This window comes from Parafrankia elaeagni (assembly GCF_000374165.1).
In the GTDB taxonomy this organism is placed as follows: domain Bacteria; phylum Actinomycetota; class Actinomycetes; order Frankiales; family Frankiaceae; genus Parafrankia; species Parafrankia elaeagni.
Genome location: NZ_KB893783.1, coordinates 160,751 through 182,691 on the forward strand (window position 1 = coordinate 160,751; position 21,941 = coordinate 182,691).

Annotated in this window: 19 protein-coding genes; 11 read left to right on the top strand and 8 right to left on the bottom strand. The window is 72.4% G+C overall.

Translation table 11 applies throughout. The annotated features are described in order from the left end of the window. Positions 1–191: 191 nt before the first annotated feature. The 5 genes from B207_RS0130120 to B207_RS40905 all read right to left on the bottom strand — a co-directional run bounded on the left by B207_RS0130120 (position 192) and on the right by B207_RS40905 (position 5,503). The gene (locus B207_RS0130120) at positions 192–1,226 is read right to left on the bottom strand and encodes a M56 family metallopeptidase (RefSeq protein ID WP_018640423.1); all 1,035 of its coding nucleotides are present in this window, start codon (positions 1,224–1,226) and stop codon (positions 192–194) included. After that, positions 1,219–1,704, bottom strand: a complete 486-nt coding sequence (locus B207_RS36355) for a BlaI/MecI/CopY family transcriptional regulator (RefSeq protein ID WP_018640424.1) — start codon at positions 1,702–1,704, stop codon at positions 1,219–1,221. The genes B207_RS0130120 and B207_RS36355 overlap by 8 nt, the downstream gene beginning before the upstream one ends. Before the next feature lie 45 nt (positions 1,705–1,749). Next, complete coding sequence (locus B207_RS0130130) at positions 1,750–4,515, bottom strand: AMP-binding protein (protein ID WP_230205318.1); 2,766 nt, start codon at positions 4,513–4,515, stop codon at positions 1,750–1,752. A gap of 252 nt (positions 4,516–4,767) precedes the next feature. Next, positions 4,768–5,307, bottom strand: a complete 540-nt coding sequence (locus tag B207_RS0130135; protein ID WP_026311593.1) for a PH domain-containing protein — start codon at positions 5,305–5,307, stop codon at positions 4,768–4,770. A gap of 40 nt (positions 5,308–5,347) precedes the next feature. Next, on the bottom strand, positions 5,348–5,503 hold the full coding sequence (locus B207_RS40905; protein ID WP_018640427.1) for a hypothetical protein: 156 nt from the start codon (positions 5,501–5,503) through the stop codon (positions 5,348–5,350). Between the two features lie 843 nt (positions 5,504–6,346). Here B207_RS40905 and dnaG point away from each other — a divergent pair. The 3 genes from dnaG (at position 6,347) to B207_RS36360 (ending at position 10,582) form a co-directional block, all read left to right on the top strand. Continuing rightward, on the top strand, positions 6,347–8,305 hold the full coding sequence (gene dnaG / locus B207_RS0130145; RefSeq protein ID WP_018640428.1) for a DNA primase: 1,959 nt from the start codon (positions 6,347–6,349) through the stop codon (positions 8,303–8,305). A gap of 40 nt (positions 8,306–8,345) precedes the next feature. Beyond that, positions 8,346–9,524 (top strand): RNA polymerase sigma factor, encoded by a 1,179-nt coding sequence (locus B207_RS0130150; RefSeq protein ID WP_006538863.1) that lies wholly within the window; start codon positions 8,346–8,348, stop codon positions 9,522–9,524. Positions 9,525–9,616: 92 nt separating this feature from the next. Further along, a complete protein-coding gene (locus B207_RS36360; RefSeq protein WP_018640429.1) occupies positions 9,617–10,582 on the top strand; it encodes a class I SAM-dependent methyltransferase in 966 nt (321 codons plus the stop codon). On the opposite strand, the gene B207_RS0130160 is transcribed toward B207_RS36360, so the two are convergent. Then, on the bottom strand, positions 10,583–11,917 hold the full coding sequence (locus tag B207_RS0130160) for a glycosyltransferase family 4 protein (protein WP_154675719.1): 1,335 nt from the start codon (positions 11,915–11,917) through the stop codon (positions 10,583–10,585). A gap of 164 nt (positions 11,918–12,081) precedes the next feature. Between B207_RS0130160 and B207_RS0130165 the strand changes: the two genes are divergently transcribed. Then, on the top strand, positions 12,082–12,858 hold the full coding sequence (locus tag B207_RS0130165) for a class I SAM-dependent methyltransferase (RefSeq protein WP_018640431.1): 777 nt from the start codon (positions 12,082–12,084) through the stop codon (positions 12,856–12,858). Here B207_RS0130165 and B207_RS0130170 read toward each other — a convergent pair. Next, the gene (locus tag B207_RS0130170; protein ID WP_018640432.1) at positions 12,835–13,734 is read right to left on the bottom strand and encodes a glycosyltransferase family 2 protein; all 900 of its coding nucleotides are present in this window, start codon (positions 13,732–13,734) and stop codon (positions 12,835–12,837) included. The two genes, B207_RS0130165 and B207_RS0130170, sit on opposite strands and share 24 nt — an antisense overlap. 270 nt (positions 13,735–14,004) lie before the next feature. On the opposite strand from B207_RS0130170, the gene B207_RS0130175 reads away from it, so the two are divergent. The 5 genes from B207_RS0130175 to B207_RS0130195 all read left to right on the top strand — a co-directional run bounded on the left by B207_RS0130175 (position 14,005) and on the right by B207_RS0130195 (position 18,135). After that, positions 14,005–14,796: an energy-coupling factor ABC transporter permease gene (locus B207_RS0130175; protein WP_018640433.1), complete on the top strand. Its 792-nt coding sequence runs from the start codon at positions 14,005–14,007 to the stop codon at positions 14,794–14,796. Continuing rightward, entirely contained in the window at positions 14,793–15,353 is a 561-nt protein-coding gene (locus B207_RS39305; protein WP_018640434.1) for a PDGLE domain-containing protein, read from the top strand. Before B207_RS0130175 ends, B207_RS39305 begins: the two co-directional genes overlap by 4 nt. Positions 15,354–15,394: 41 nt before the next feature. Continuing rightward, positions 15,395–16,174: a cobalt ECF transporter T component CbiQ gene (gene cbiQ / locus B207_RS0130185; RefSeq protein WP_026311594.1), complete on the top strand. Its 780-nt coding sequence runs from the start codon at positions 15,395–15,397 to the stop codon at positions 16,172–16,174. Between the two features lie 95 nt (positions 16,175–16,269). Beyond that, positions 16,270–17,046, top strand: coding sequence for an energy-coupling factor ABC transporter ATP-binding protein (locus B207_RS0130190; protein ID WP_035743062.1), 777 nt, complete (start codon positions 16,270–16,272; stop codon positions 17,044–17,046). A gap of 9 nt (positions 17,047–17,055) precedes the next feature. Continuing rightward, positions 17,056–18,135 carry a class E sortase gene (locus B207_RS0130195; RefSeq protein WP_018640437.1) on the top strand — a complete coding sequence of 360 codons (1,080 nt, stop codon included), beginning with the start codon at positions 17,056–17,058 and terminating at the stop codon, positions 18,133–18,135. Between the two features lie 517 nt (positions 18,136–18,652). Here the strand turns inward: B207_RS0130195 and B207_RS0130205 are convergent. Further along, complete coding sequence (locus B207_RS0130205; protein ID WP_154675720.1) at positions 18,653–18,907, bottom strand: hypothetical protein; 255 nt, start codon at positions 18,905–18,907, stop codon at positions 18,653–18,655. Here B207_RS0130205 and B207_RS0130210 point away from each other — a divergent pair. Next, entirely contained in the window at positions 18,888–21,035 is a 2,148-nt protein-coding gene (locus B207_RS0130210) for a putative bifunctional diguanylate cyclase/phosphodiesterase (RefSeq protein WP_230205319.1), read from the top strand. The genes B207_RS0130205 and B207_RS0130210 overlap by 20 nt on opposite strands. Positions 21,036–21,266: 231 nt before the next feature. Then, complete coding sequence (locus B207_RS36370) at positions 21,267–21,938, top strand: arsenate reductase/protein-tyrosine-phosphatase family protein (protein WP_018640441.1); 672 nt, start codon at positions 21,267–21,269, stop codon at positions 21,936–21,938. Positions 21,939–21,941: the final 3 nt, after the last annotated feature.

Consider the following 21,941-nt stretch of genomic DNA (forward strand, 5'->3'; position numbering starts at 1 on the left):
CGGCGCGACCGGGCCCGGCGCAACTTCTACGATGTTTGTAGAACTTAGACTAGCTTTACTTTAGTTCGGTCGACTGTGGCCCAGATCACTGCATTCGTCCAACGGTCCGGACGTGGCGCTCTGACCTGTGCCTTCGCCGGCCAGCCTCCCGCTGGTGCCGCGCTGTCGCGCCGAAACCGGCTGGCGGGCCGTCAGCAGTCGCCGTCGAGCGCGCCAGGAAGAGGGAGATCGACCATCGCCTCGACCGCGAGCCCGCAGGAGGCCGCGGCCAGTGCGGCCGGCAGCACGGACAGCAGCACCCGGATGGGCCGGTTGGTCAGCGCCGGAGCCAGCATCGCCGCGACCCGTCGGGGGACAGGTCCGGAGCCGTTGGGCAGCGGCAGCCGCCGGGCCGATCGCCGTGGGCCGTCAGGTCCGTCGCCCAGGGCCCCGCCGGGCCGCCGGCCGCCGTGACGGGCGCAGAGGTCCCGGCGAAGGCTCCCGATGTGCAGCGCGGCCTTGCCGCGAGGAGCATCGGATGAGCTGGTCAGCAGCGCTGCTGCGGTGATCCCCCGGGCGACGGCGCCGCGGTCGCGGACGACCCGGGCGGCCGCTTCGTCCGCCCAGCGCTCCACCGCGTACGCCAGCAGGGGCGCGAGCGGCCGCAGCCCCGGATGCGCGGCCGCGGCGAGCCGTGCGGCGAAGGTGTGGCGATGGTGGCGCGCGGCCAGGTGGGCTCGCTCATGGGCGAGGACGACCTCGCGCTGCTCGGCGGTGAGCGCCGTCATCATGCCGCTGGTGATGACAACCCGGCCCGGTGCGCCGGGCAGCGCGAACGCATCCACTCTCTCGTCGGTGACCACCGTGATGTCGTCGGTGCCGGGCAGGGCGGCCGCCTCCGCCCGGGCGGCCCGCAGACCGGTCCACTGCCTGCGGGCCGTCGCAGCCACCATCGTCACCTGGGCGAGCAGCGCGGCCAGAGCGACCCAGGCCACCCAACGGGGCTGCACCGTGTTCTGCCAGGCCTCGCCGCCTGGAACACCGCCGGCCACCAGCCCACTCAGGCTGATCGCGGCCGGTGCGGCCAGCGCCACAAGGCTGATCATGCTCGCCGCGGCCACCAACAGCGCAGCGGCGGTTCCGGTCGTGACCACCGTGCGGGGCCACACCCGGTCCACCAGCAGGCGGAGAGCCAGCATCGTCAGCAGCGGGGCGGCGACCACCGACACCAGGAGATGGTCAAGCACGGGGTTGCCGCCGGTCGCGGGCGGCCGGGGGCTCGTCCTCGGCGCCGGACCCGTCGTGCGGAGGGGCATCGGACTCGGTGATCAGGGCGCGCAGCAACGCCTCGTCGCCGGGTGACAACGCGGCGAGGAAGTGGGTGAGGGCGAGTCGGTGGTCAGCCTGGTCGTCCAGCAACCGGGTCATTCGCCGCGCGGCGACGGAGGCTGCGTCCCCCGCGGTGTAGCGGTACGCGCGGCCGTGACGCCTGCGGGTGACCAGGCCCTTCGCGTGCAGCCGGGTCAGGGTCGTGACGACGGCGCTGTAGGAGAGCAGGGAGGAGCCGGGCAGCCGAGCGCGTACCTGCGCCGGGGACAGCGCGACCTCGGACCGGTGCAGGATCTCGATGATCTCCGTCTCCAGAGACCCCCTGGCCCGCCGGCCGGCGGGCGGGCCCGTCGCCTCCTGCGGACGGCCGGGCGGCACCGGCTCGTCAGGACTCATTCCACCCACCATACGGGCGGTGCGACAGGCCTCCGGGCGGGTGCGTCATCCGGGCCGGTTCAGACGACCGAAGGCGAGTGTGAGCGGCTGGCCCAGACCGATGGGCCCGGCGGACGGGCCGGCCAGGGCCAGCGCGTGTGGTGTCGCGGCCGCCCGGCGGCAGGCGCGCAGGAACGCGGCCGCGGCGCGCGGGACCGTGGCCAGCCCCGGCAGCGGCAGCGGCAGCGAGCGTGCCCGCCCGGCCGCGGCGGCGACCGCGGTACCGACGGTGAGGCAGAGGAGGAGAACCGGCAGCGGGTCAAGGTGGCGCAGCGCGACCTCGTAGACCGTGTAATGCGTCAGGTAGGTGTAGAGGGAGGCGCCGGCGATCGTCCCGGCGGCCGTGACAAGCAACCCGGGCAGCGGCAGCCGGGCGACGAAGAGGAGCGCGGAAAGGCCCGCGAGCACCACCGTCTCCCGGGCTGGGTCGCCGAAGTACCCCGGTACCGCCAGGGCGGCGATCCCGAGTACCGCCAGCCGTGCGGCTGTGCCGGCGGCCCGCTGGGCGAGCCAGCCGAGCACGAAGAACCACATGGCGCCATGGGTCACGTAGAAGGCGCTGGGGAAGGTCCCCGTGTTGTCCGTCGGGATGTTGGCCACCAGCGCGACCCCCAGCACCGCGAGCGCGAACCCGAACCCGTGCCGCCGCTCCCAGCCGCGTACCGCGGGGATCGTGAAGAGCACCGCGAGCGCGACCAGCACCTGCACGAGGACCTCGACGAACCAGTAGCCCGGCACCCCGCCGCGCAGGTAGTTGTCCAGCAGCGAGACGTTCGACCAGTGCACGTCCGAGGTCGCGATGGCCCGCCATGCCAGCCAGAGCATCGAGGGCAGCGCAATCCGGGTGGCGGCGACCAGAATCCGCCGGCTGGTCGCCGTGTCCGGTGCGCCGCCCTGGCCGGATGCGGCGGCCGGCAGGCAGAACCGCGCGAAGCTCCAGCCGGCCACGACGAGGAGCAGATGTGCCCCGCCGAGCAGGTGGAACAACCCGATGTGGTTGGCGATGACGAGCACCAGGGCGATCGCGCGCAGCACGACGTTGGTCTCGACGGTCCGCAGCCCGCCGGCCCGCGCCGCGCCGCCGCGCCACACCCGGGCGAGCCACCCGAACCGTGCCGGCCCGCCCGGCCGGAGGCGCCCGCGAGTGCTCTCGGCCCGCCGCACCGCGAGGAGCTCGAGGTCGGCCACGGTCATGGAGGGCCACGACGGCGGGAGGGATCCGAGGGCGCGCTCGATCTCCAGCGACATCCGCACGTAGGTCAGCGAGTCGCCGCCGAGCCCGACGAAGGTTGCGTCGTCCGCGACCTCGCTGTGTCCCAGGACCCGGGCGAAGCGTGCCCGCAGCTCGGATGACACGGGTGCCGGCGGGTCCGCGGGCAGTCCCGACTCCGTCAGCGTGCGGAGGGCCGGGTAGTCGATCTTCCCGTTGGGTCGGCGTGGGATGTCCTTGACGGCCAGTACCCGGACATGGCTGACCGGCAGCCGCAGCCGGCTGGTCAGAACGGCGGCCGCCTGGTCGAGATCGGCCCCGTCGGCTGTCGCCACCACGGCGGTCAGCTGGTCGTCCGTGCCGACGCAGGCGGCGTTCAGGCCGTGCTCGGCAAGGAGGAGCTCGGTGCGGTCCAGGTCGATGCGCAGCCCGAACAGCTTCACGAACCTCGATGCCCGCCCGACGATCTCGTAGAGCCCGTCCGGTGCCCGGCGCGCGATGTCACCGGTCGCGAGGGCCTGGACGGTGGCGCCGGCCGCGAGGTCGGCGACGCCCGCGGCGTACCCCATCATCACGTTCGGCCCGCGGTAGATCAGTTCTCCCCGCGAGGGCTGGTCGGGATCGGGAACGATCTCGAAGGAGCCGCCGGGGATGGGCCGGCCGACGGCCTCGGGGCGCGTCGCGGCGAGCTCCGGTGGAAGGTAGGCCATCCGCGCGGTCGCCTCGGTCTGGCCGTACATCGCGAAGAATTCCCAGCCGCGGTGCCGGCCGAGAAGCGCGAGCTCGCGGACGCGGTGCGGCGCCAGCGCGCCCCCGGCCTGGGTGACATAACGCAGGCCGGGCAGGTCCATGCCGGCGAAGCCGATCCGGTCCAGCAGGTCGAAGGTGTGCGGGACGCCGTGCAGGCTGGTCCCGCCCCAGGTCCGCCAGGTCGACCAGAACCGCTCCTCGGTCACGGAGCCCTCGGTCAGGAGCAGTCCTGCGCCGCGGCTGAGGTTGCTGTTCACCACCGACAGGCCGTAGCAGTAGTGAACGGGCAGCTGGACCGGCGCGCGGTCGCTGTCCCGGATGCCCAGGTAGGAGGCGATCGCCTCGGCGTTGGCCTGGACCCCGCGGGCCGAGAGCCGAACGAGTTTCGCCGAGCCGGTCGAGCCCGAGGTGGACAGCAGCAGTGCGAGGTCGGGGTGCAGATCGCGGGCGGACCGGCCGGTGTCGTGCTCGTGGAACTCCCAGCCGTCGGTCCCGCGGGCCAGGACGACATCGGGGCGGTAGGCCGCGGCGAGCTCGCGGGACTCGTCGCGGCCCGGCCCCGTGAGCAGCACCGGGTGCCCGGCGGCGAGGGCCGCGAGATAGAGGACGAGTGGCTCGGGATCGTCCGCCAGCCCGGTGGGGTCCGCGAGCATCACCAGGCGCCGTGACCGGCCCAGCCTCGTGGCGGCGTGCTCCACCTGGTCCGCGAGCTGCCGGTAGGTGAGTACCGGCCCGCTCGCGGCGACCACCGCAAGCCGGTCACCGAAGGCACGCAGGCCGCGTGCGAACGGAACGCCGTCGCTGACAGGCATCGTCTGTTTCGCCCCGACCCTCGCCGTCGATGAGGAGCCCGGGTGGACGACCATGCGTCGGCGACTGGCGTCAAGGAGGCGAATCCGCAGGTGAAACGCATCGACCCGGACGGAAGGCGTTCAGCTTAGGTTAACTTTCGGCCGAGACGCCAGGGGTGGGTCATTCGTCTACCGCGCGTGTTGCCCGGGTGACCTTCCCGTGGGCAGGAGTGGCGGGCCGCCGGCGGTGAGTGCGGACGGCCCCCGGGGCGATCAGTCGTCCCCTGCCGGGGACGGGCCGCCGCCGAAGGTCATGTCGACCAGGGTGAGGTAGAGCCGGTCCGGCCGGGGAAGAAAGCTGATCTTCGAGAGAGCCTGGTCCTGGCCGGCTGACTCGACGACGAACTCGCCGTACCCGAGGAGCCGCCCGAGCGGGTCCCGGTTGTAGGTGAGATCGGTGATCTTCGACAGCGGCATCGTCTGGACCTTGCGGAAGAAGATGCCCGACACCTTCAGCAGACGCTTGTCCGTGATCATCAGGTGGTCGAAGTGCCAGTCCGCGATCTTCCAGAGCATTCGGAGGATCATGAAGAGCGCGAACCACCACAGCAGTGTGGTGATGGGACCCGTGTCGATGTCCTCCAGAGTCAGGAGGACGTTCACGGCGAGGGCGAGCAGCGCCGCGCCCAGTGTCTGCAGGAGGACCGGCAGCATGATGGCCCAGTGCAGCCGCACCATCATGACCAGGCGCTCCTGGGACGCGAGGTACTTGGTGTCCCGCAGCGCTGGGTCCGGAAGCTGGAGTCTCACCACGGTCGAAGTGTCGCAGACGCCGGGCCGGGGAGGAGGCGGATCACAGGGCTGTGTCTGTCACGAACTCGGACGCTCCGTTCCCGATGTCCTCAAGCCACCCGAACACCCGGTCGATGATGCTCGCGGCGCTGTCCGGTGCGGTGACGATGAAAAAGATGAGGAACGCGATCGCACCGTACTTGACGATCTTGTCCACGGCGGGCCTCCGGGCCGAGTTGGGGGAACGGGGTGCGCCCAAAGTATCGTTGTTGCGATCGACGTAGGTACGAGAATCGCCTCGATACGCTCAGCTTCGTGGTCAGTGAGTGGTATTACCCCGCTGGCACGGGACTGTGACCTGCCTCGATGGCCGGAATCTCACTCTGGGTGAGAGGCTGAACACCCTCGAACGGGTCTCGTTCGTCCCGCGCTCACCGGCGTGTCGTCCGCGCGGTGGGAGAACACGGGTCGTCAACCCGTTGGGCGGTTCCCCTCGCGCGCCCGGCCCGCGGGCCCCCGGAGTAGGGCACTGACGGGCCGACCACCACAGAGGGTGCTGTGACCAGCGAAAAACGACGTACGCTGTGATCGTTGCCGGCTGCGTTTGGGATGGGATGGGGTCGTGGCGCGACACTGGAGTGACGGGCGTGGTTCGTCGGTGGCTTCCGATGTGGCCTGTGTCGCATCATGGTCTCCGCGAGGGTGTGCCGGACGGTGCCGGCCGTCGTCTCGCGGCGCGGCTCGGACGGTGCGGCCCGGACGGCGCGTTCCGTCGGGGCGAGGGGCGGTCGCTCCCGGCTCCGCGCGTGGCATGATCGACACTGTCGGCCGGATGACAAGTACCATCACGCGAAAGGACCGTTGACACCGACGTCATCAGCGGATCCGTCCGGTCGGCGGCGAGGGCGCCCCGGGCGGGCCGGGCCGCTGGCCGCGTCGTACCAGGTGACCGGACACGAGATACCCGCGGTGCGCAACCCCAGGCGGGGCGGCGCCGTCTATCCAGTGACATCGGAGCCCGCGATGGCGGGCCCGCCGGACGTGACCAGGGAGGGAATCGGTGGCCGGGCGCATCCGTGACGCTGACATAGCCCTCGTACGGGAGCGGTCGGACATCGCGGACGTCATCGGTGACCACGTCCAGCTCCGCCCGGTCGGCGGCGGCAGCCTGGTCGGGCTGTGTCCCTTCCACGACGAGAAGTCGCCGTCGTTCAACGTGCGGCCCTCGGTCGGGTTCTTCCACTGCTTCGGCTGCAACGAGGGCGGTGACGTCTACGCCTTCGTCCGCAAGATCGACGGTCTCAGCTTCCCGGAGGCGGTCGAGCGCCTCGCCCGCCGGGCCGGGATCACTCTGACCTACGAGGGCGGGGGCACCACCAGCCGGGCGGTGACGAGCCAGCGGCAGCGCCTGCTGGAGGCCCACCGGCTGGCAGCCGAGTTCTACACCGAGCAGCTCTACTCCGCTCCGGATGCGCGCGCCGGCTGGGAGTTCCTCACCTCCCGTGGCTTCGACCGGTCGGCGGCGGAGCGGTTCGGCCTCGGCTACGCGCCCGCGTCCTGGGACGAGCTGACCCGGCACCTGCTCGCGCGCCGCTTCACGGCCGAGGAGCTGGAGCTGGCCGGGCTTGCCAAGCGCGGCGGGCGCGGTGGGCTCATCGACCGGTTCCACCACCGGCTGCTGTGGCCCATCCGTGATCTGGGCGGTGAGGTCGTCGGCTTCGGCGGCCGGCGCCTCGCCGACGGTCCCGACGCCGGGCCGAAGTACCTCAACACGGCGGAGACGCCGCTGTTCAAGAAGGCGAAGCTTCTCTACGGTGCCGACCTGGCGCGGCGTGACATCGCCCGCCGCTACCAGGTGGTGGTCGTCGAGGGGTACACCGACGTCATGGCCTGTCATCTGTCGGGCGTCACCACGGCCGTCGCGAGCTGCGGGACGTCCTTCGGCGGCGACCACGTCGCCATCGTGCGCCGGCTGTTGATGGACTCGGACTCCCGCCCCGGCGAAGTGATCTTCACCTTCGACGGGGACAAGGCCGGGCAGGCCGCCGCCATGCGGGCCTTCGAGTACGAGGAGCGGTTCGTCACCCAGACCTATGTCGCGGTACAGCCGGACGGGCTCGACCCGTGCGACCTGTGGACGCAGCATGGCGACGCGGCGGTGCGCGACCTCGTGGCCAGCCGGCAGCCGCTGTTCGAGTTCGCGATCCGCGGCGTGATCGACCGCTACGACCTGAACACCACCGAGGGCCGCCTCGCCGCGCTGGACGCCGCCGCGCCGCTGGTGAACCGGCTCAAGGACACCGGTATCCGGCACCGCTACGCGGTGAACCTGGACCGCTGGCTCGGTTTCCTGGACGAACGGTTCGTGGTCGACCGGGTCGGGCAGCACCGCTCGAAGGCTCCGGCCGGCGGCGGTGCCGTGGCCAGGCCCTCCGGCGCGAGCGGCGCCGTGGCCACGGGCGGCCAGGGCGCCCCGGGTGCCGGTGGTGGCGGGGCGCGCCCGGCGGGGCGCAGGCAGCTCGAGGCCGCGCCGGACGAGGCGGCCGTCATCGTCGAGCGGGAGACTCTCAAACTCGCCCTGCAGTGCCCGGGGCTGGCCGGCCCGCTGTTCGACACGCTCGCCGCCGAGCTGTTCACCGTTCCCGCGCATCGCGCGGTCCGCGAGGCGATCGCCGCCGCGGGCGGGGTGTGCGCGGGGCTGTACGCGGCCGGTGACCCGTTCGGCTGGGCCGGTGCGGTCGTGGACGTGATTCCGGACGAGGAGCTGCGGCGGTTCGTCCTCGCGCTCGCGGTCGAGGGAGTGCTGTGCGACCACGATGTGGACGACCGCTACGTCGACGAACAGATGTCGCGTGTTCAGGAGCTGCATGTGACCCGTCGGATCAGGGAAGTGAAGTCGCAGGTGCAGCGGCTCAACCCGACATCCGACACTGATGCCTTCAACCGTGCGTTCGGTGAGCTGATTGCTTTGGAACAGCACAGGCTCCAACTCCGGGAGCGGGGCGTAGGTGCCGCGTAACCTGGGTCGATCCCGAGAAGGAAGTGACGAGATTCCGCCCATGAGTCCTACCGTCCTACCCCGCGAGGCCCAGGTGGACGAGGTCAAGGACCTCATCACCCGTGGCAAGGAGATCGGTTTCCTCACCACTGAGGACGTCACGGTCGCTATCCAGGCGGCCGAGCTGCCCCCTGAGCAGGCCGAGACCGTCCTGCAGGTGCTCAATGACGAGGGCATCGAGGTCCTCGAGGCGGGGGGTGAGAACGCCGACGAGGCGGACCTGCTGGCCCGTCGGCGTCGGGAGGAGGAGGAGCTCGCGCTCAAGGCCCCGACCTCCGACCCGGTACGGATGTACCTGAAGGAGATCGGCAAGGTCCCGCTGCTGACCGCGGAGGAGGAGGTCGACCTCGCCAAGCGGATCGAGGCCGGCCTTTTCGCCTCCGAGAAGCTCGCGGTGGCGACGAAGAAGACCTCCCCGCAGATGCGCCGTGACCTGGAGGCCATCGAGCGGGACGGGCAGATCGCCAAGCGCAAGCTCGTCGAGGCGAACCTCCGGCTCGTCGTCTCCATCGCGAAGCGGTACGTCGGGCGCGGCATGCTGTTCCTGGACCTCATCCAGGAGGGCAATCTCGGGCTCATCCGGGCGGTCGAGAAGTTCGACTACACCAAGGGCTACAAGTTCTCCACCTATGCCACCTGGTGGATCCGCCAGGCCATCACCCGCGCGATCGCGGACCAGGCCCGGACGATCCGTATCCCGGTGCACATGGTCGAGACGATCAACAAGCTGATCCGCATCCAGCGGCAGCTCCTGCAGGACCTGGGCCGGGAGCCCAGCCCGGAGGAGATCGCCAAGGAGATGGACCTCACCCCGGACAAGGTCCGGGAGATCCTGAAGGTGTCCCAGGAGCCGGTCTCACTGGAGACGCCGATCGGTGAGGAGGAGGACTCCCACCTCGGCGACTTCATCGAGGACTGCGACGCGGTCGTGCCGGTGGACGCCGCGAGCTTCATCCTCCTACAGGAGCAGCTGGACTCCGTCCTGCACACGCTCTCCGACCGGGAGAAGAAGGTGATCCAGCTCCGTTTCGGCCTCACCGACGGCCATCCGCGGACGCTGGAGGAGGTCGGCCGCGAGTTCGGCGTGACCCGGGAGCGCATCCGGCAGATCGAGTCGAAGACCCTGTCCAAGCTGCGCCACCCCTCCCGGTCGCAGAAGCTCCGCGACTACCTGGAGTAGTCAAACTTGCTGTAGTCGTTCGTTGACTTCATGTGTCCGTCCTGTCAGGGTCGGACCCTGTGAGGCAGCGGTCAGGCAGTCCGGAAGGACCTGTGGCTCCCGGACTCCCTGACAGCGACAGCGACCTGCAGCCTACTGACGGTGATCGTGCGGCACCCCTGCGCGTCTCCCACCTCCGATCACTGCTTCTCGCGGTAACCGGCGGGCGGACCTTCCTCGGTGCCAGGTGGGTCCGCCTGCTCCTCGCCGTGACGCCCGCTCCGCGGCGGCCAGGCCTGGCCCTACGGCTGGTGGGCCTTGCCGCCCACCACCCCCGCGGCCAGCGCCCGGACCGGTCCGCGCACCGCGACCGCGGTGCCCACGACATGTTCGTCCGGGATGTGCTCGAGCCGTACCTGGCGCCCGAGCAGGACCTGCTCGACGTCGGTTGCGGCCCTGGCTACCTGGCGCGCGCGGTGGCCGGCCGGGTCTGGTCGGTCGAGGCGGTGGACCTCTCGCGTGGTGTCCTCGCCTGCGCGCGTGTCCTCAACCATGCGGTGAACATCGACTACCGGACTCCCCGGGAGTTCTTCGGGTCCGGCCGCCGGGTCGACATCGCGGTCTCCCTCACCCTCGCCACGCAGCTGGACGACGAGGACCTCTCCGCCCTACTGACGTCGGTGTGGACGAGCCTGCGCCCCGGGGGGTGTCTCGTCCTCCGGGCGAGCGTGTCCGGTCCCGCCGGCGGCCGGCCGCGGCAACCGACCGTGCGGCTGGCCGCCACGCCGCCGGTGCCCCCGCCCCCGCCGGCACCCCCGCCGCCCGCAGGACCGGCGGCGCGCCCGCGGGGCAGGTACCGCCCGGAACACCATCCGCGTGAAGCCGGCCACCTGGTCGAACTGGTCGAACTCGCCGGGTTCGGCGACGTCCGGCTGCAGAACCTCGACGGCCGTCCGGCTGCCGGACAGGCCCCGGCGGACACGGCGGACAGCTGGCTGCTGGTCGCGATCCGCCGCTACGAGCAGGCCGTGTTCCCGCGGGTGCCGGAGCGTGTCCGGCAGGCCGCGGCCCAGGCCTGATCAGGGGCGGCCGGCCCGGGCCTCCTCGGCCGGCCCCTGGGACCCCTGGGGCGCGGGAGATTCCGGGGAGCGGGGGGCAGGCTGGCCGGTGAGCTCCTGACCTGCCACTTCGCTGTCGGTGCGTGGCTGTGGCTGACGCCCGAGCAGGGCGGCGAAGACGGCCCGGACATGATCGTCGGGGTCGGTGACACTCTGTGCCCATTCGCTGGCCAGTCGCCCGGCGCGCGCCAGCCGCGCGCGGTCCGCGAGCAGATCCTCCAGGATGTGGGCCAGCGCCGGCACCGACTCGTCGGCCGGGGTCCATCCGGTGGCACCCCGCTGGTACGCGTCCGGTGACCCGCCCTGCGCGGGGCCGATGACCGCACAGCCCGCGAGCTGCGCCTCCAGCAGCGTGGTCGGGTGCGCCTCGCCGCTGACCGGCGGCCTGGTGCGGGTTCGCGTGCACAACGCGAACAGGTCAGCGGTCGCATACAGCCGGGCGAGGGCCGCGTCACCGGGGTCCTCGGACAGCTCCGTGTGCTTTCGCGCTGCGACGACGGAGTGCAGTGCCCCGGGGGCCGGCCCGGCTCCCGCGATCACCAGCCGCACCGGCCCGAGTGCGGCGGCCGCGCTGTCGAGTGCGTCCACCAGGGTCGTCAGCCCCTTGGACTCCCAGTCGCCGAGGGGGAAGACGCTCAGGACCGTGGGCATCGGCGGCAGCGGCCGGCGGCGCGCGGCCTCGGCGAGCAGGGTCTCGCGCCACCGGTGCTCCAGACCTGGCGGGATGATCGCTCCCATCCGTACCGGTGACAGCGCCCCCGCGCTGAACGAGCTGGATGTCACCGGGTAGAGCAGGGGGTCGCGGCGGAGGAGAAGGCGCAGATGCGGGCGCATCGTCCACATGTCGACGCCGTGGAAGAGGACGGGCACCCGGCTCGCGCCCGTCAGCCGGGCGGCGGCGGACCCGGCCGGAGCAAGAGTGACGTCTCCGGCGACAACGCTGTCCACGGGGCCCAGCGCCCGTGCTCCCGCCGCGGCCGTCCATACCGCGCGGAGGTGGAACGCCAGATCGACCCCCGGCTGACCGGCCCGGCGAAGCAGCCGAGCGCCGGCCGCCCTGGTCGCTCCGGTTGCTCCGGTCGCCGGGGCCGGATCGGACCGCTCGGCCTGTTCGCGGGCGGTCAGGTGGATCACCTCGGCTCCCCCCGCCCGCAGGCTGGCGGCGACGGCGGTGAGGTGACGTGCGGCGTCCGGATGCGGTGTCGTGGTGTGCAGCAGGAGCACCCGCGGGGCGGCCGCGTCCTGATCGGTCGCGGTTGTTGCGGTCAGGGCGGGCGATCTGCGAGGTAGAGGCACGGAAAATGATAGTAGAGAGTCTCTCTGTGGTTGTGGTGATGCGTGGCCGTGTCAGCGCCACGCTCCGCCGCCCTCCATCCCTTCTTTTGGTAGTTGGAGTATCACTTCAGGTAGCTAGCCGGGGCGCGGGTACGCGCGGACCACAGGAAAGCAGGGTGTCGGCGATGACCACGGATCTGGATCTCCGCTACCGCAACACCGGGAACCGAACGCTGCTCGGTCTGGTCGACATTCCGCCCGGCCGGGCACTGGACTGCGGCTGTGGCGCCGGCGACAACGCCCGCCTGCTCCGCGCCGCCGGCTGGCGGGTCACCGGGGTGACACGGGACGCCGCGGAGCTCGTCGCCGCCGCCGCCGAGTGCGAACGGGTCGAACTCGCGGACCTGGCCGAGGGTCTGCGCTTCGCCGCGGACGAGTCCTACGACCTGGTGGTGCTGTCCCACATCCTGGAGCATCTTGTCGAGCCGGCCGGTCTCCTCGCGGAGGCGCAGCGGGTGCTCGCTCCCGGCGGGCGGATCGCGGTGGCGCTCCCGAACATTGCGCACTACCGGGAGCGGGCGAAGCATCTGCTGGGACGCTTCGACTACACCGAGACCGGCGTCATGGACGGCACCCACCTGCGTTTCTTCACCGTCCGGACGGCGCGCGAGCTGCTCAAGCAGCACGGCCTGCGCATCCTCGCCGCCGGCGGTGGCGGCGGCCTGCCCTGGTGGCGCAGCCGGCAGTGGCTCGCGCGGCCCCTTGTCGAGCGGGCCGACCGCTGGGCGCTGTCCACCCACCCGAACCTCTTCGCCTGGCAGTCGGTCTTCCTCACGGCGCCTGCGAGGGGTGCCACGACCGTGGTGCCGACCGCCCGCGCCGCCGAGCCGGCGGCGGGCGAGCCGGCGGCCGGCGCGACGAGCCCGGCGCCGGGTGGGTCAGCCGCGGCGGCCGGCGCCTGAGGGCGGTCCCGGCGACGCCCACCGGGCGGTCCGCGGTTCGTCCGGCTGCGGGTCGCCGCTCGGGGGGAGTGGGCCGAGGCCGTCGAGCAGGCCCCGCAGCACGAGCCGACCGGCGTGCGGCTGTCGGTGGCCGCGGGTGGCGGCGTGCGGCAGGGTCGCGAGGAGCGTCCAGAGGGCCGCGGCGGCGGTGCGTCCGCGCCAGCCCCGGATCCGGGTGAACCACAGGCGGTTGCGCACCTCGTAGTAGTCGCTCAGCACCCCGGGGTCGGTTTCCGCGCCCGACCGCCAGGCCGCCCTGGGGCAGACCACCACGCTCCAGCCGGCGTCGCGGACCCGATGACAGAAGTCGATGTCCTCCAGGCCGCGGAAGTAGCGACCGTCCATCGCCACCCGCTGGTGGCACTCGGCCTTGACGAACATCACCGCGCCGCTGACCCAGTTGGCCTCGCTGGGACGATCCGGCGGAGCACTCCCCAGGATCCGAGGCAGGACGAGGTAGCGGGTCGGTCGGGCCGGCACGGACCGGGCGCCGGCCTCGTCCACGAGCCGGGGGGCGACCACCCCGATGTTCGCGCCGGCCAGCAGCTCCAGGCAGGCACCGATGGCCGTGTCGTCGATCCGCACGTTGTTCTCGACCAGCAGGTAGACGGACGCCGCCGGTATCGACGCGACCGCGTACCGGAAGGCGCCACCCCGGCCGAGGTCCCGCGGGGGGACGAGCCAGCCCACGCCCGCCGGCAGCCCCGCCGGCCGCGCGGAGAGATCGTTGGCCACCACGGTGACCTGGTCGAGATGCGTGGACACGTCGAGACGGGCCGCGAGTTCCATCGTCCGGCCCACGGTCTCCCGGTGGATGATCACCGCGATGGTCTTCATGGCCTCACCTCGTCCGGACCTGGCGCGGGCGCGCGGTGGGATGATTGCTAATCATGGCGAGCTGGTGACTCAGAGTATCCAGTCGTGGCTGTGTGGCGCGGAAGGCGCGTGGCTGGCGACCGGGGCGCTCGTTTCCGCTCACGCGGGAGCGGGCTCGGAGCTTTTTCCTGCAAAGTAGTCGCAGATGCGTATTCTTAGCGACGACGGACCAGCGCCGCTGCCGCTCCAGATGCTGCGCCGCGGGCTGAGGGCCGTGGGTGAGGGGGGAGCATGCATATCCCGGACGGGTTCATCGACGCTCCGACGTCCGCGGCGTTCGGTGTCGTCGCCGTCGCCGGCGTCGGCTATGCCGTGAAACGGGCCGGTGCGGAGAACACGGACCAGCTCACTCCGCTCGCCGGCCTCGTCGCCGCCTTCGTCTTCGCGGGCCAGATGCTGAACTTCCCGGTGGCCATGGGAACAAGCGGGCACCTGCTCGGCGGCACCCTGGCGGCGGTGCTCGTCGGGCCATGGCTGGGCGCGATCGCGATAGCGGTGGTGCTGGGCGTCCAGGCACTGTTCGCCGACGGTGGCCTCACCGCGCTCGGGCTCAACATCACGAACATGGCGCTGGTCGGCGCCATCGGTGGCTACGGGCTGTTTGTCCTGGCCAGGCGCCTGCTGCCGCGGAGAGCGCCGGTGGTGGTCGCCGCCTCGGCCGTCGCTGCCTTCGTCACGGTGCCGCTCGCCGCGGGGGTCTTCGTGCTCCAGTTCGCGCTCGGCGGCACGGTCGACCTGCCGCTCGGCGGCGTCGCCGGCGCGATGTTCGGCGTGCACAGCCTGATCGGGATCGGCGAGGCCGCGATCACAGCGGCGACCGTCAGCCTCGTGCTCGGCACCCGCCCGGATCTCGTGTACGGCGCCCGGGATCTGCACCAGGCGCGGAACCTGACGGTCCGGCGCTTCGAGCCGGCCGGTGCCACGGCCCCCGCCGGCGCGGGTCTGGCGGCCGCAGTCGCCGGTGCCGGCACCGGTGGGCCCGCGCCGGCGGACCGCCGCGAGGATGGGAGGGCCTCCTCATGACCGACCCGCACAGCGCCGACCGCGGCCAGGCAGACCCCGCCGTCGGCATGCCGCACAGCAGCATGCCGCACAGCGGCGGGGCGCACAGCGGCGGGGCGGACCCGGCCGTCGGCACGCCGCGGCCCGCCGGGCCCGCCGGCCCGGCCGGCGGGGTGCTCGGCGACCGCCGCAACATGGTCTTCCTGGTGGCGGGTCTCTTCGTGGCCCTCGTCCTCGCCGGCTTCGTCTCCGGCTACGCCAGCTCGAGCCCGGACGGACTGGAGAAGGTCGCCGAGGACAAGGGGTTCATCCAGCAGGCGGAGGACCACTCGTTCGCGGACTGGCCGCTCGCGGACTACGCCGTCTCCGGCATCGAGAACGAGCGGCTCGCCGGGGCGGTGGCCGGCGTCATCGGGGTGTCGATCTCCTACGTCGTGGGTGCCGCCGTCGTCCTGGGCATCACCCGGCTGCGGGTGCGTTCCCGTGCCGCTCTGCCCGCGGACGTGGATGCGGGCGCGGGCGATCGGGTGGTGGTGGCGGGCGCGGGCTCCGGTGCCGGCCCCGCAGCCCGGCCGTGACCTGCGCCTGCGCGGCGGACGGGTAGAGAGGCCTGCCCACGATGGGTGGTGTGCACGTCCTTGATCCGTATCAGCCCGGGCGCAGCGTTCTGCACACGATGCCCGCGCAGTGCAAGATCGTGGCGGCGCTCGGTTATGTGATCTGTGTGGTGGTCACTCCCATCACCGCCGGGTGGGCGTTCCTGGCGCATCTGCTGGTGCTGGTCACGTTGTGCGCGGTGGCCCGCCTGCGCCCGCGGCTCGTCGCCCGCAGGCTCGCGCTGGAGCTGCCGTTCCTGGCCTTCGCGGCGGCGCTGCCGTTCGTCGTCGCGGGCCCGCGCGTCGACGTGCTGGGGGTGGGGCTCTCGCGGCCCGGGCTGGAGCAGGCGTTCGGCCTGCTGGCCCGGGCTACGCTCGGTCTGATGACCGTCATCGTGCTCGCCGCGACCACCCCGGCCCGTGACCTGCTCGTCGGGCTGGAGCGGTTGCGGCTGCCACCCGTGATCGTCGCGGTCGCCTCGTTCATGATCCGTTATGCGGGTCTCGTCGTCGACCAGATGAGCCGGATGGCGGTGGCCCGCCGGTCCCGCGGGCACGAACCCCGCTCCCTGCGGGCGACCGGGGTGCTCGCCGCCTCGCTCGGCACCCTGTTCATCCGGTCGTACGAGCGCGGGGAACGGGTTCACCTGGCGATGCTCGCCCGCGGCTACTCGGGCACGCTGCCCGGTGCGCTGCCCGCCGCCGCGCCGCGGCCGGCCCAGTGGACGCTCGCCGGCGGCCTGGTGGTGCTCGGCGCGACGGTCGCGGTGATGGCCCACGGTACCGGTCTGGGCACGCTGTGAAGGCGGCCAGGGGGTCGGCCGGGTCCGGCGGGGTGGTCGTGCCGTCCGAGGCGACCGCATCGTCCCAGGTAGCCGCACCGTCCGGGTCGGCCGGCGTGCCTGACGCCCGGCCTCTGGCGGTGGAGATCGACGGGCTCGCGTTCGCCTATCCGGACGGGCGGCAGGTGCTCTTCGGGGTCGACCTCGCGATCACCCGCGGAGAGCGCGTCGCGGTGCTCGGCCCCAACGGTGCCGGCAAGACAACCCTGATGCTGCACCTCAACGGCATCCTGACGGCCGGGGCGGGATCGGTTCGCATCGAGGGCATGCCGGTCGCCGGCCCGCAGATGCGGGAGATCCGGCGGCGGGTGGGCCTGGTGTTCCAGGATCCGGACGACCAGCTGTTCATGCCCACGGTGGGCCAGGATGTGGCCTTCGGGCCGGCGAACCTCGGGCTGCGTGGGCCGGAGCTGGCGGACCGGGTGGCGGACGCGCTGTCGGCGGTCGGGCTCGCCGGACACGCCGACCGGCCGCCGCACCATCTCAGCCTGGGGGAGCGCCGCCGCGCCGCCGTGGCGACAGTGCTCGCCATGCGGCCGGACGTCCTCGTCCTCGACGAGCCGTCGGCCAATCTGGACCCGGCCGGCCGGCGGGAGCTCGCCGAGGTGCTGGGCGGCCTCGACCTGACATTGATCATGGTTACCCACGACCTGCCCTATGCGCTGCAGCTATGTGCCCGTTCTGTGATCCTCGACCAGGGCGTGATCGCGGCGGACGGTTCGACGGCGTCGCTCCTGGGCGACGAAGAGTTGATGGCCGCTCACCGGCTGGAGCTGCCCTTTGGGTTCAACCCGCGCCATGTTCTCACCGATAGTGGTGGAGCAATGCCTTAGGGTGGCGGCATGAGTGCTGGCGGGACTCCTGGCGAGGACAAGCACCCACGGACCCTCCTGCCGGCCCCGGACTCACCCCCCGAGCCGCCCGCAGGCACCCAGGCAGAGCAGGGCGCTCTGGTCAGGCTCGAGGACCTGCTCGACAGGTCGCCGCGAACCGCGGAGCAGTCGGCCGACGCGGCTCTCGTCGGCGTCCCGGCACAGAGTGGACGCCCGACATCCGGCCAGGAGGACACGCCGACGGTCCAGCCGGGCGGCGCCGCCGCGGGGGACGCCGTGACGGGCGGCGCACGGGACGAGGCTCGGTACGGCGAGCGCCGTGGTGAGAACGGATGGAATACGGCCGCCGCGCCGGGCACCCTGCGGAGCCCGGCAGCCCCGGGTCCACCGCGCCCGATCGGTGGGCGGATCGCCCGGGTCGCCGGTGAGCTGATGATCACCGCCGGTGTGGTGGTGGTGCTCTTCCTCGGCTACCAGCTGTGGATCACGGACATCTTCGCCTCCAGGTCGCAGGACCGGATCCGCCACGACCTCACGACAGCCTGGGCACGGCAGGCCCCGGCCGTGCCGGAGCCAGGCGGGCCTGCGGCGGACCGGCGGCCCGCGATCCCGCCGGTCGAGCTCGGCGACGGGATCGCGGTGCTGCGCGTGCCGCGTTTCGGTGCCGACTACGCCCCCGTAGTCGTCGAAGGGGTGACGACGGAGGTGCTGCGCCGCGGGCCCGGGCACTTCCCGGGAACGGCGGCGCCGGGGGGGATCGGGAACTTCGTCCTCTCAGGCCATCGCACGACGTACGGGAAGCCGTTCAGCCGCGTCGACGAGCTGAAGGTGGGGGACCCCATCGTGGTCGAGGTGGCCGACAGGTACTTCACCTACCGGGTCACCGGCTCCGAGATCGTGGACCCGCACCGGCTGGACGTGACCTATCCCGTGCCGGGCCGCCTGGGCGAGATGCCGACCCGGTCGCTGATGACGCTGACCACGTGCCATCCCCGCTTCTCCGCGAAGAGCAGGCTCATCGTGTTCGCCGAGCTGGATGAGACGAGAGACAAGAGCAAGGGAGCACCGCCCGTGCTCACGGACAGGTAGGAGGAATTGTGTACAGCTGGATTTTCAGACACCTGCCTGGGCCGGCACGGGTGCGCATCCCGCTCGCGGTGCTCCTGGCCCTGGGCGCCGCCGCGATTCTGCTGTTTCTGGTGTTCCCTCTGGTCGAGTCGCATCTGCCGGCTACGAGCGTAACGGTCGGGAACTAGCCGCGAACCGGCCGCGGTGTTGCCCCTTGTGGTACGCGCGCCGCGCAGTTTGCCGACAATGAGACCACAGGCAGATCACAGGTGGCCACATCATGCCGTGGAGATGCCGTTGAAGCGCCGAACGTTGGCCGCTAATCAGGAAATCCGACCGGTGGATGGCTCTGTCGAAGGAGTGGTCCGGCCGGGTTTGTTTGCGGGCGGACCAATAAGCCGCGGAGTCCGATAACCTGCCAACTCGTGCGCGTTACGCTTGCGTACCGCAGGGGCGAACGAACCGGGCGCGAGCAGCATGTGACGGCGGGCCGGGTGCCCGGGCGGGGATCCCTGCGGAACAGGTTCGACATCGGGGGCTAATCGTATGGCCAGGCAAGATTCTTTTCTGTTCGGATCTCCAGGTGAACGCCAGTGGTGATCTCGGCGCGGACGAGCTCCGCACGGGCCGGCCGTGCGACCCGGCGGCGCAGCGCGCGCCGGGCGGTGCCGCCCGGCACGACGGGGTCGGCCTCCGCTCCGCAGGCCGCGTCGACGTCCCAGCCGGACGGGTACGCGGTGACGCGCCGGGGCGCCCCGCCAGCACCCGCGGCGGTGGCCGCGAGTACCAGCACTGACTCCGCGCGGGCCCCGAAGACCGAGGTCGGGAGCGGCATCTCCGAGGCGGGCCTCTCCGGCGGGCCCGCAGCCGGTGGGGGCGGCGCCCGCGAGAGCGGTCCCCGTGAGATCGGCGCCCACGCGGACCCTGCCGGAGTGGACGGCGTCGGTGCCCGTGCGCACAGGTACCCCCCGGACACCCCCAGGGCGGGCCTGCGCGGTGCGGACCCGCACAGAGTGAACGCCGGCGGTGCGGACGTCGGCGATGCGGACCAGGTCGGCACAGGCCCGGCGGGACCGCCGGCGAAGGGATCCGGCACCGGTGATGCCGGTCTCCGGGTGCTCACGGCGCGGCGGCCCACCGCTCTCCTCGCCCTCGCCGGGCTTCTCGTGGTCTCGATCGCACTCTGGTGCCTCTGCCGCGGCAACGGCCTGCCGGCGGCCGTGCTGACGTCCACCGTGACCGCGGCGGTCGCGGTCTGCCTGCCCGTCATCCGGCTCCGGGGCTGGGCGGCTCGGATTCTCCGGAGCCGCTGGCACGGCACCGACGATCTCACCGGCCTTCCGGGCCGCCGCCAGTTCACGGCGACGGCCACCGAGTGGCTGGCCGGGGGCCACCGCCCGGGAGGAGCGCTGCCCACCGCGCTCATCCTGGTGGATCTCGACCGCCTCCGGGACATCAACGGGACGCTCGGCCATGAGTACGGCGACCATCTGCTCCGCGTCGCCAGCGAGCGGATCCGCTCCGTCCTTAGACCTGAGGACCTGCTCGCGCGGGTCGACGGCGACGAGTTCGCCGCGTTGCTCCGCGGGGTCGACCTCGCCGGCGCCGAGGCCGCCGCGCGGCGGATCCGGGAGGCGCTCCAGGCGCCGGTGCACCTGGCCGGCCTCCGGGTGCCGGCCGAGGTCAGCGTGGGGATCGCACGTTCTCCGGAACACGGACGCAGCGCCCTCGAGCTGCTGCGCCGGGCGGAGGAGGCGATGTACACGGCGAAGGGCAGCCACAGCGGCCAGCGGGTCTACGATCCCGACTGCCAGCTCGGCAGCCGGGCAGGCCTCGGCCTGCGCGCCGAGCTGCGCGAGGCGCTCGACGCCGGTCAGATCGAGCTGCGCTACCAGCCCAAGGCCGACATGCGAAGCGGGCGGATCAGCGGGGTCGAGGCGCTGGTGCGCTGGCGGCACCCCGCTGGCGGGCTGCGGCCGCCGGACCTGTTCCTGCCCGAGATGGAACGCGCGGGGCTGATGGGGCGTCTGACCCGGCAGGTCCTCGATCTCGCACTGGCCGACTGCGCACGCTGGCACGCCGCCGGCGCCGCGCTCGCGGTGTCCGTGAACGTGCCGCCCTCGGTCATCGTCAACCCCGACTTCGTGGACGTCGTCCGCCAGGCGCTTGAGCGCCACGGCCTGTCGGCTGCGGCGCTCGTCGTCGAGATCACCGAGGACGGGCTCATCACCGTGCTGGAACGGGCGCAGCGAACCCTCAGCCGTCTGCGGCAGCACGGTGTGCGGATCAGCCTCGACGACTACGGCACAGGCCTGTGCTCGCTGGCCTACCTGCTGGAGCTGCCCGCAGACGAGGTGAAGCTCGACCAGCGGTTCCTGCGGAACATCGACCGGGATGCCTCGGCGGCAGCGATCGTCCGGTCCACGGTCGCGCTGGCGCACACGCTGCGGCTGCGGATCGTCGCCGAGGGGGTCGAGACGTCGCGTTCCTGGGCTTCCCTGGCGGCCTGGCAGTGCGACGAGGTGCAGGGCTACTTCGTCTCCCGCCCGATCACGGCTGACCGGGTGCCGGCCTGGCTGACGGAGTGGGACGACCGGCTCCGTTGGATGCCTCAGCTGACCGAGCCGGCCGTGACGGGCCCGATCCGTGTTACCGCCGGCCCGCGCGCGACCCGTGCCGCGTATTCCCAGGTGGCCTCCGCCTCTGCCCGCCCGGGCCAGTCACCTGCGGCTGGGCCGCAGCCCGCCCTGACCGAGGAGACCGCCGCATCACCGCCGCCGAGCTCCCTGCCTTCGAAGGGCGCTGCGCCCGGCGCGGGGGCGCGGGCGCGGGCGCGGGCGCCCCGGGGCCCGCAGCGCGGCGAGGCCGCGGGCCGTCTACCGGCTGGGCCGTTCGTACCCGGCGATCGGCTGACCGGCTGAGAACGGTGCGGCGTCACGGGCTGCGCCACCCCTCCGGCCATCTCCGGTAGTGTCTGATTGATCGCTAAAGGTAATCGCTGGTGATCGCGGGTCGATCCAGGTCGCGCCCGATGACGTCCGGCAGAGCAGCTCGTGCGGCATCGTGCATCGAGACCGTCAGCGGCGGGAGAAGGGCGTGTGATGGTTGAGCGCTCGGCAGTAGGAGCAACGCGGGCAAAGTGGGCGGTACTGATGGTCTGCACCGGCAACATCTGCCGGTCACCGCTGGCCGAGCACCTGGCCACAGCGCGCCTGACCCGGCTGGTGGCACGGATGGGTCTGCCGGGCCCGCCGGAGGCGGCGCTGACCGTCAGCAGCGCTGGGATCTTCGCCTGCGTCGGTGAGCCGATGAATCCGAACGCCCTCGCGGTGCTGGACGAGCGGGGGGTGCGACACGGTGTCTTCCGGGCCCGGCAGCTTGCGCCCGCCATGGTGGAGCAGGCGGATCTGGTGCTGTGCGCGACGCGGCAGCACCGGGCCCAGGTCGTCACCCTGGTACCGCGTGCGGTCAGGCGTACGTTCACACTGCGGGAGTTCGCGCGCCTGGCCGACTCGGCCCAGTCCCGCTACCGGCCTGCGCTGGCTGCGACAGAGGACGCCGATGGCTGCGGCTGGCTGCGGGCCGTGGGCTTGGAGCTGGCCCAGACGGCGGCGGATGCCCGCGGCATGATGCCGCCACCGGTGCCCGAGCATGACGACCTGGTTGATCCGCTCGGAGGACACCGTGAGGCCTTCCGCGCCTGCGCCGACGCCATCGATGCGGCATTGGAGCCCATGGAGCGATCCCTCACCATCGTCCTTGGCGCCACCGCCGCCAGCCGGCGCGCGGCCACCGCTCGCGTCTGCCCGCAGGGTCTGGGGTAGAGG

Bases quoted from the DNA above. Each gene is read 5' to 3' on its own strand.
- B207_RS0130150 (WP_006538863.1), top strand. From the start codon at position 8,346: ATGAGTCCTACCGTCCTACCCCGCGAGGCCCAGGTGGACGAGGTCAAG.
- B207_RS36370 (WP_018640441.1), top strand. From the start codon at position 21,267: ATGGTCTGCACCGGCAACATCTGCCGGTCACCGCTGGCCGAGCACCTG.
- B207_RS0130175 (WP_018640433.1), top strand. From the start codon at position 14,005: ATGCATATCCCGGACGGGTTCATCGACGCTCCGACGTCCGCGGCGTTC.
- B207_RS0130130 (WP_230205318.1), bottom strand. From the start codon at position 4,515: ATGCCTGTCAGCGACGGCGTTCCGTTCGCACGCGGCCTGCGTGCCTTC.
- B207_RS36355 (WP_018640424.1), bottom strand. From the start codon at position 1,704: ATGAGTCCTGACGAGCCGGTGCCGCCCGGCCGTCCGCAGGAGGCGACG.
- cbiQ (WP_026311594.1), top strand. From the start codon at position 15,395: ATGGGTGGTGTGCACGTCCTTGATCCGTATCAGCCCGGGCGCAGCGTT.
- B207_RS39305 (WP_018640434.1), top strand. From the start codon at position 14,793: ATGACCGACCCGCACAGCGCCGACCGCGGCCAGGCAGACCCCGCCGTC.
- B207_RS0130195 (WP_018640437.1), top strand. From the start codon at position 17,056: ATGAGTGCTGGCGGGACTCCTGGCGAGGACAAGCACCCACGGACCCTC.
- B207_RS0130165 (WP_018640431.1), top strand. From the start codon at position 12,082: ATGACCACGGATCTGGATCTCCGCTACCGCAACACCGGGAACCGAACG.
- B207_RS0130170 (WP_018640432.1), bottom strand. From the start codon at position 13,734: ATGAAGACCATCGCGGTGATCATCCACCGGGAGACCGTGGGCCGGACG.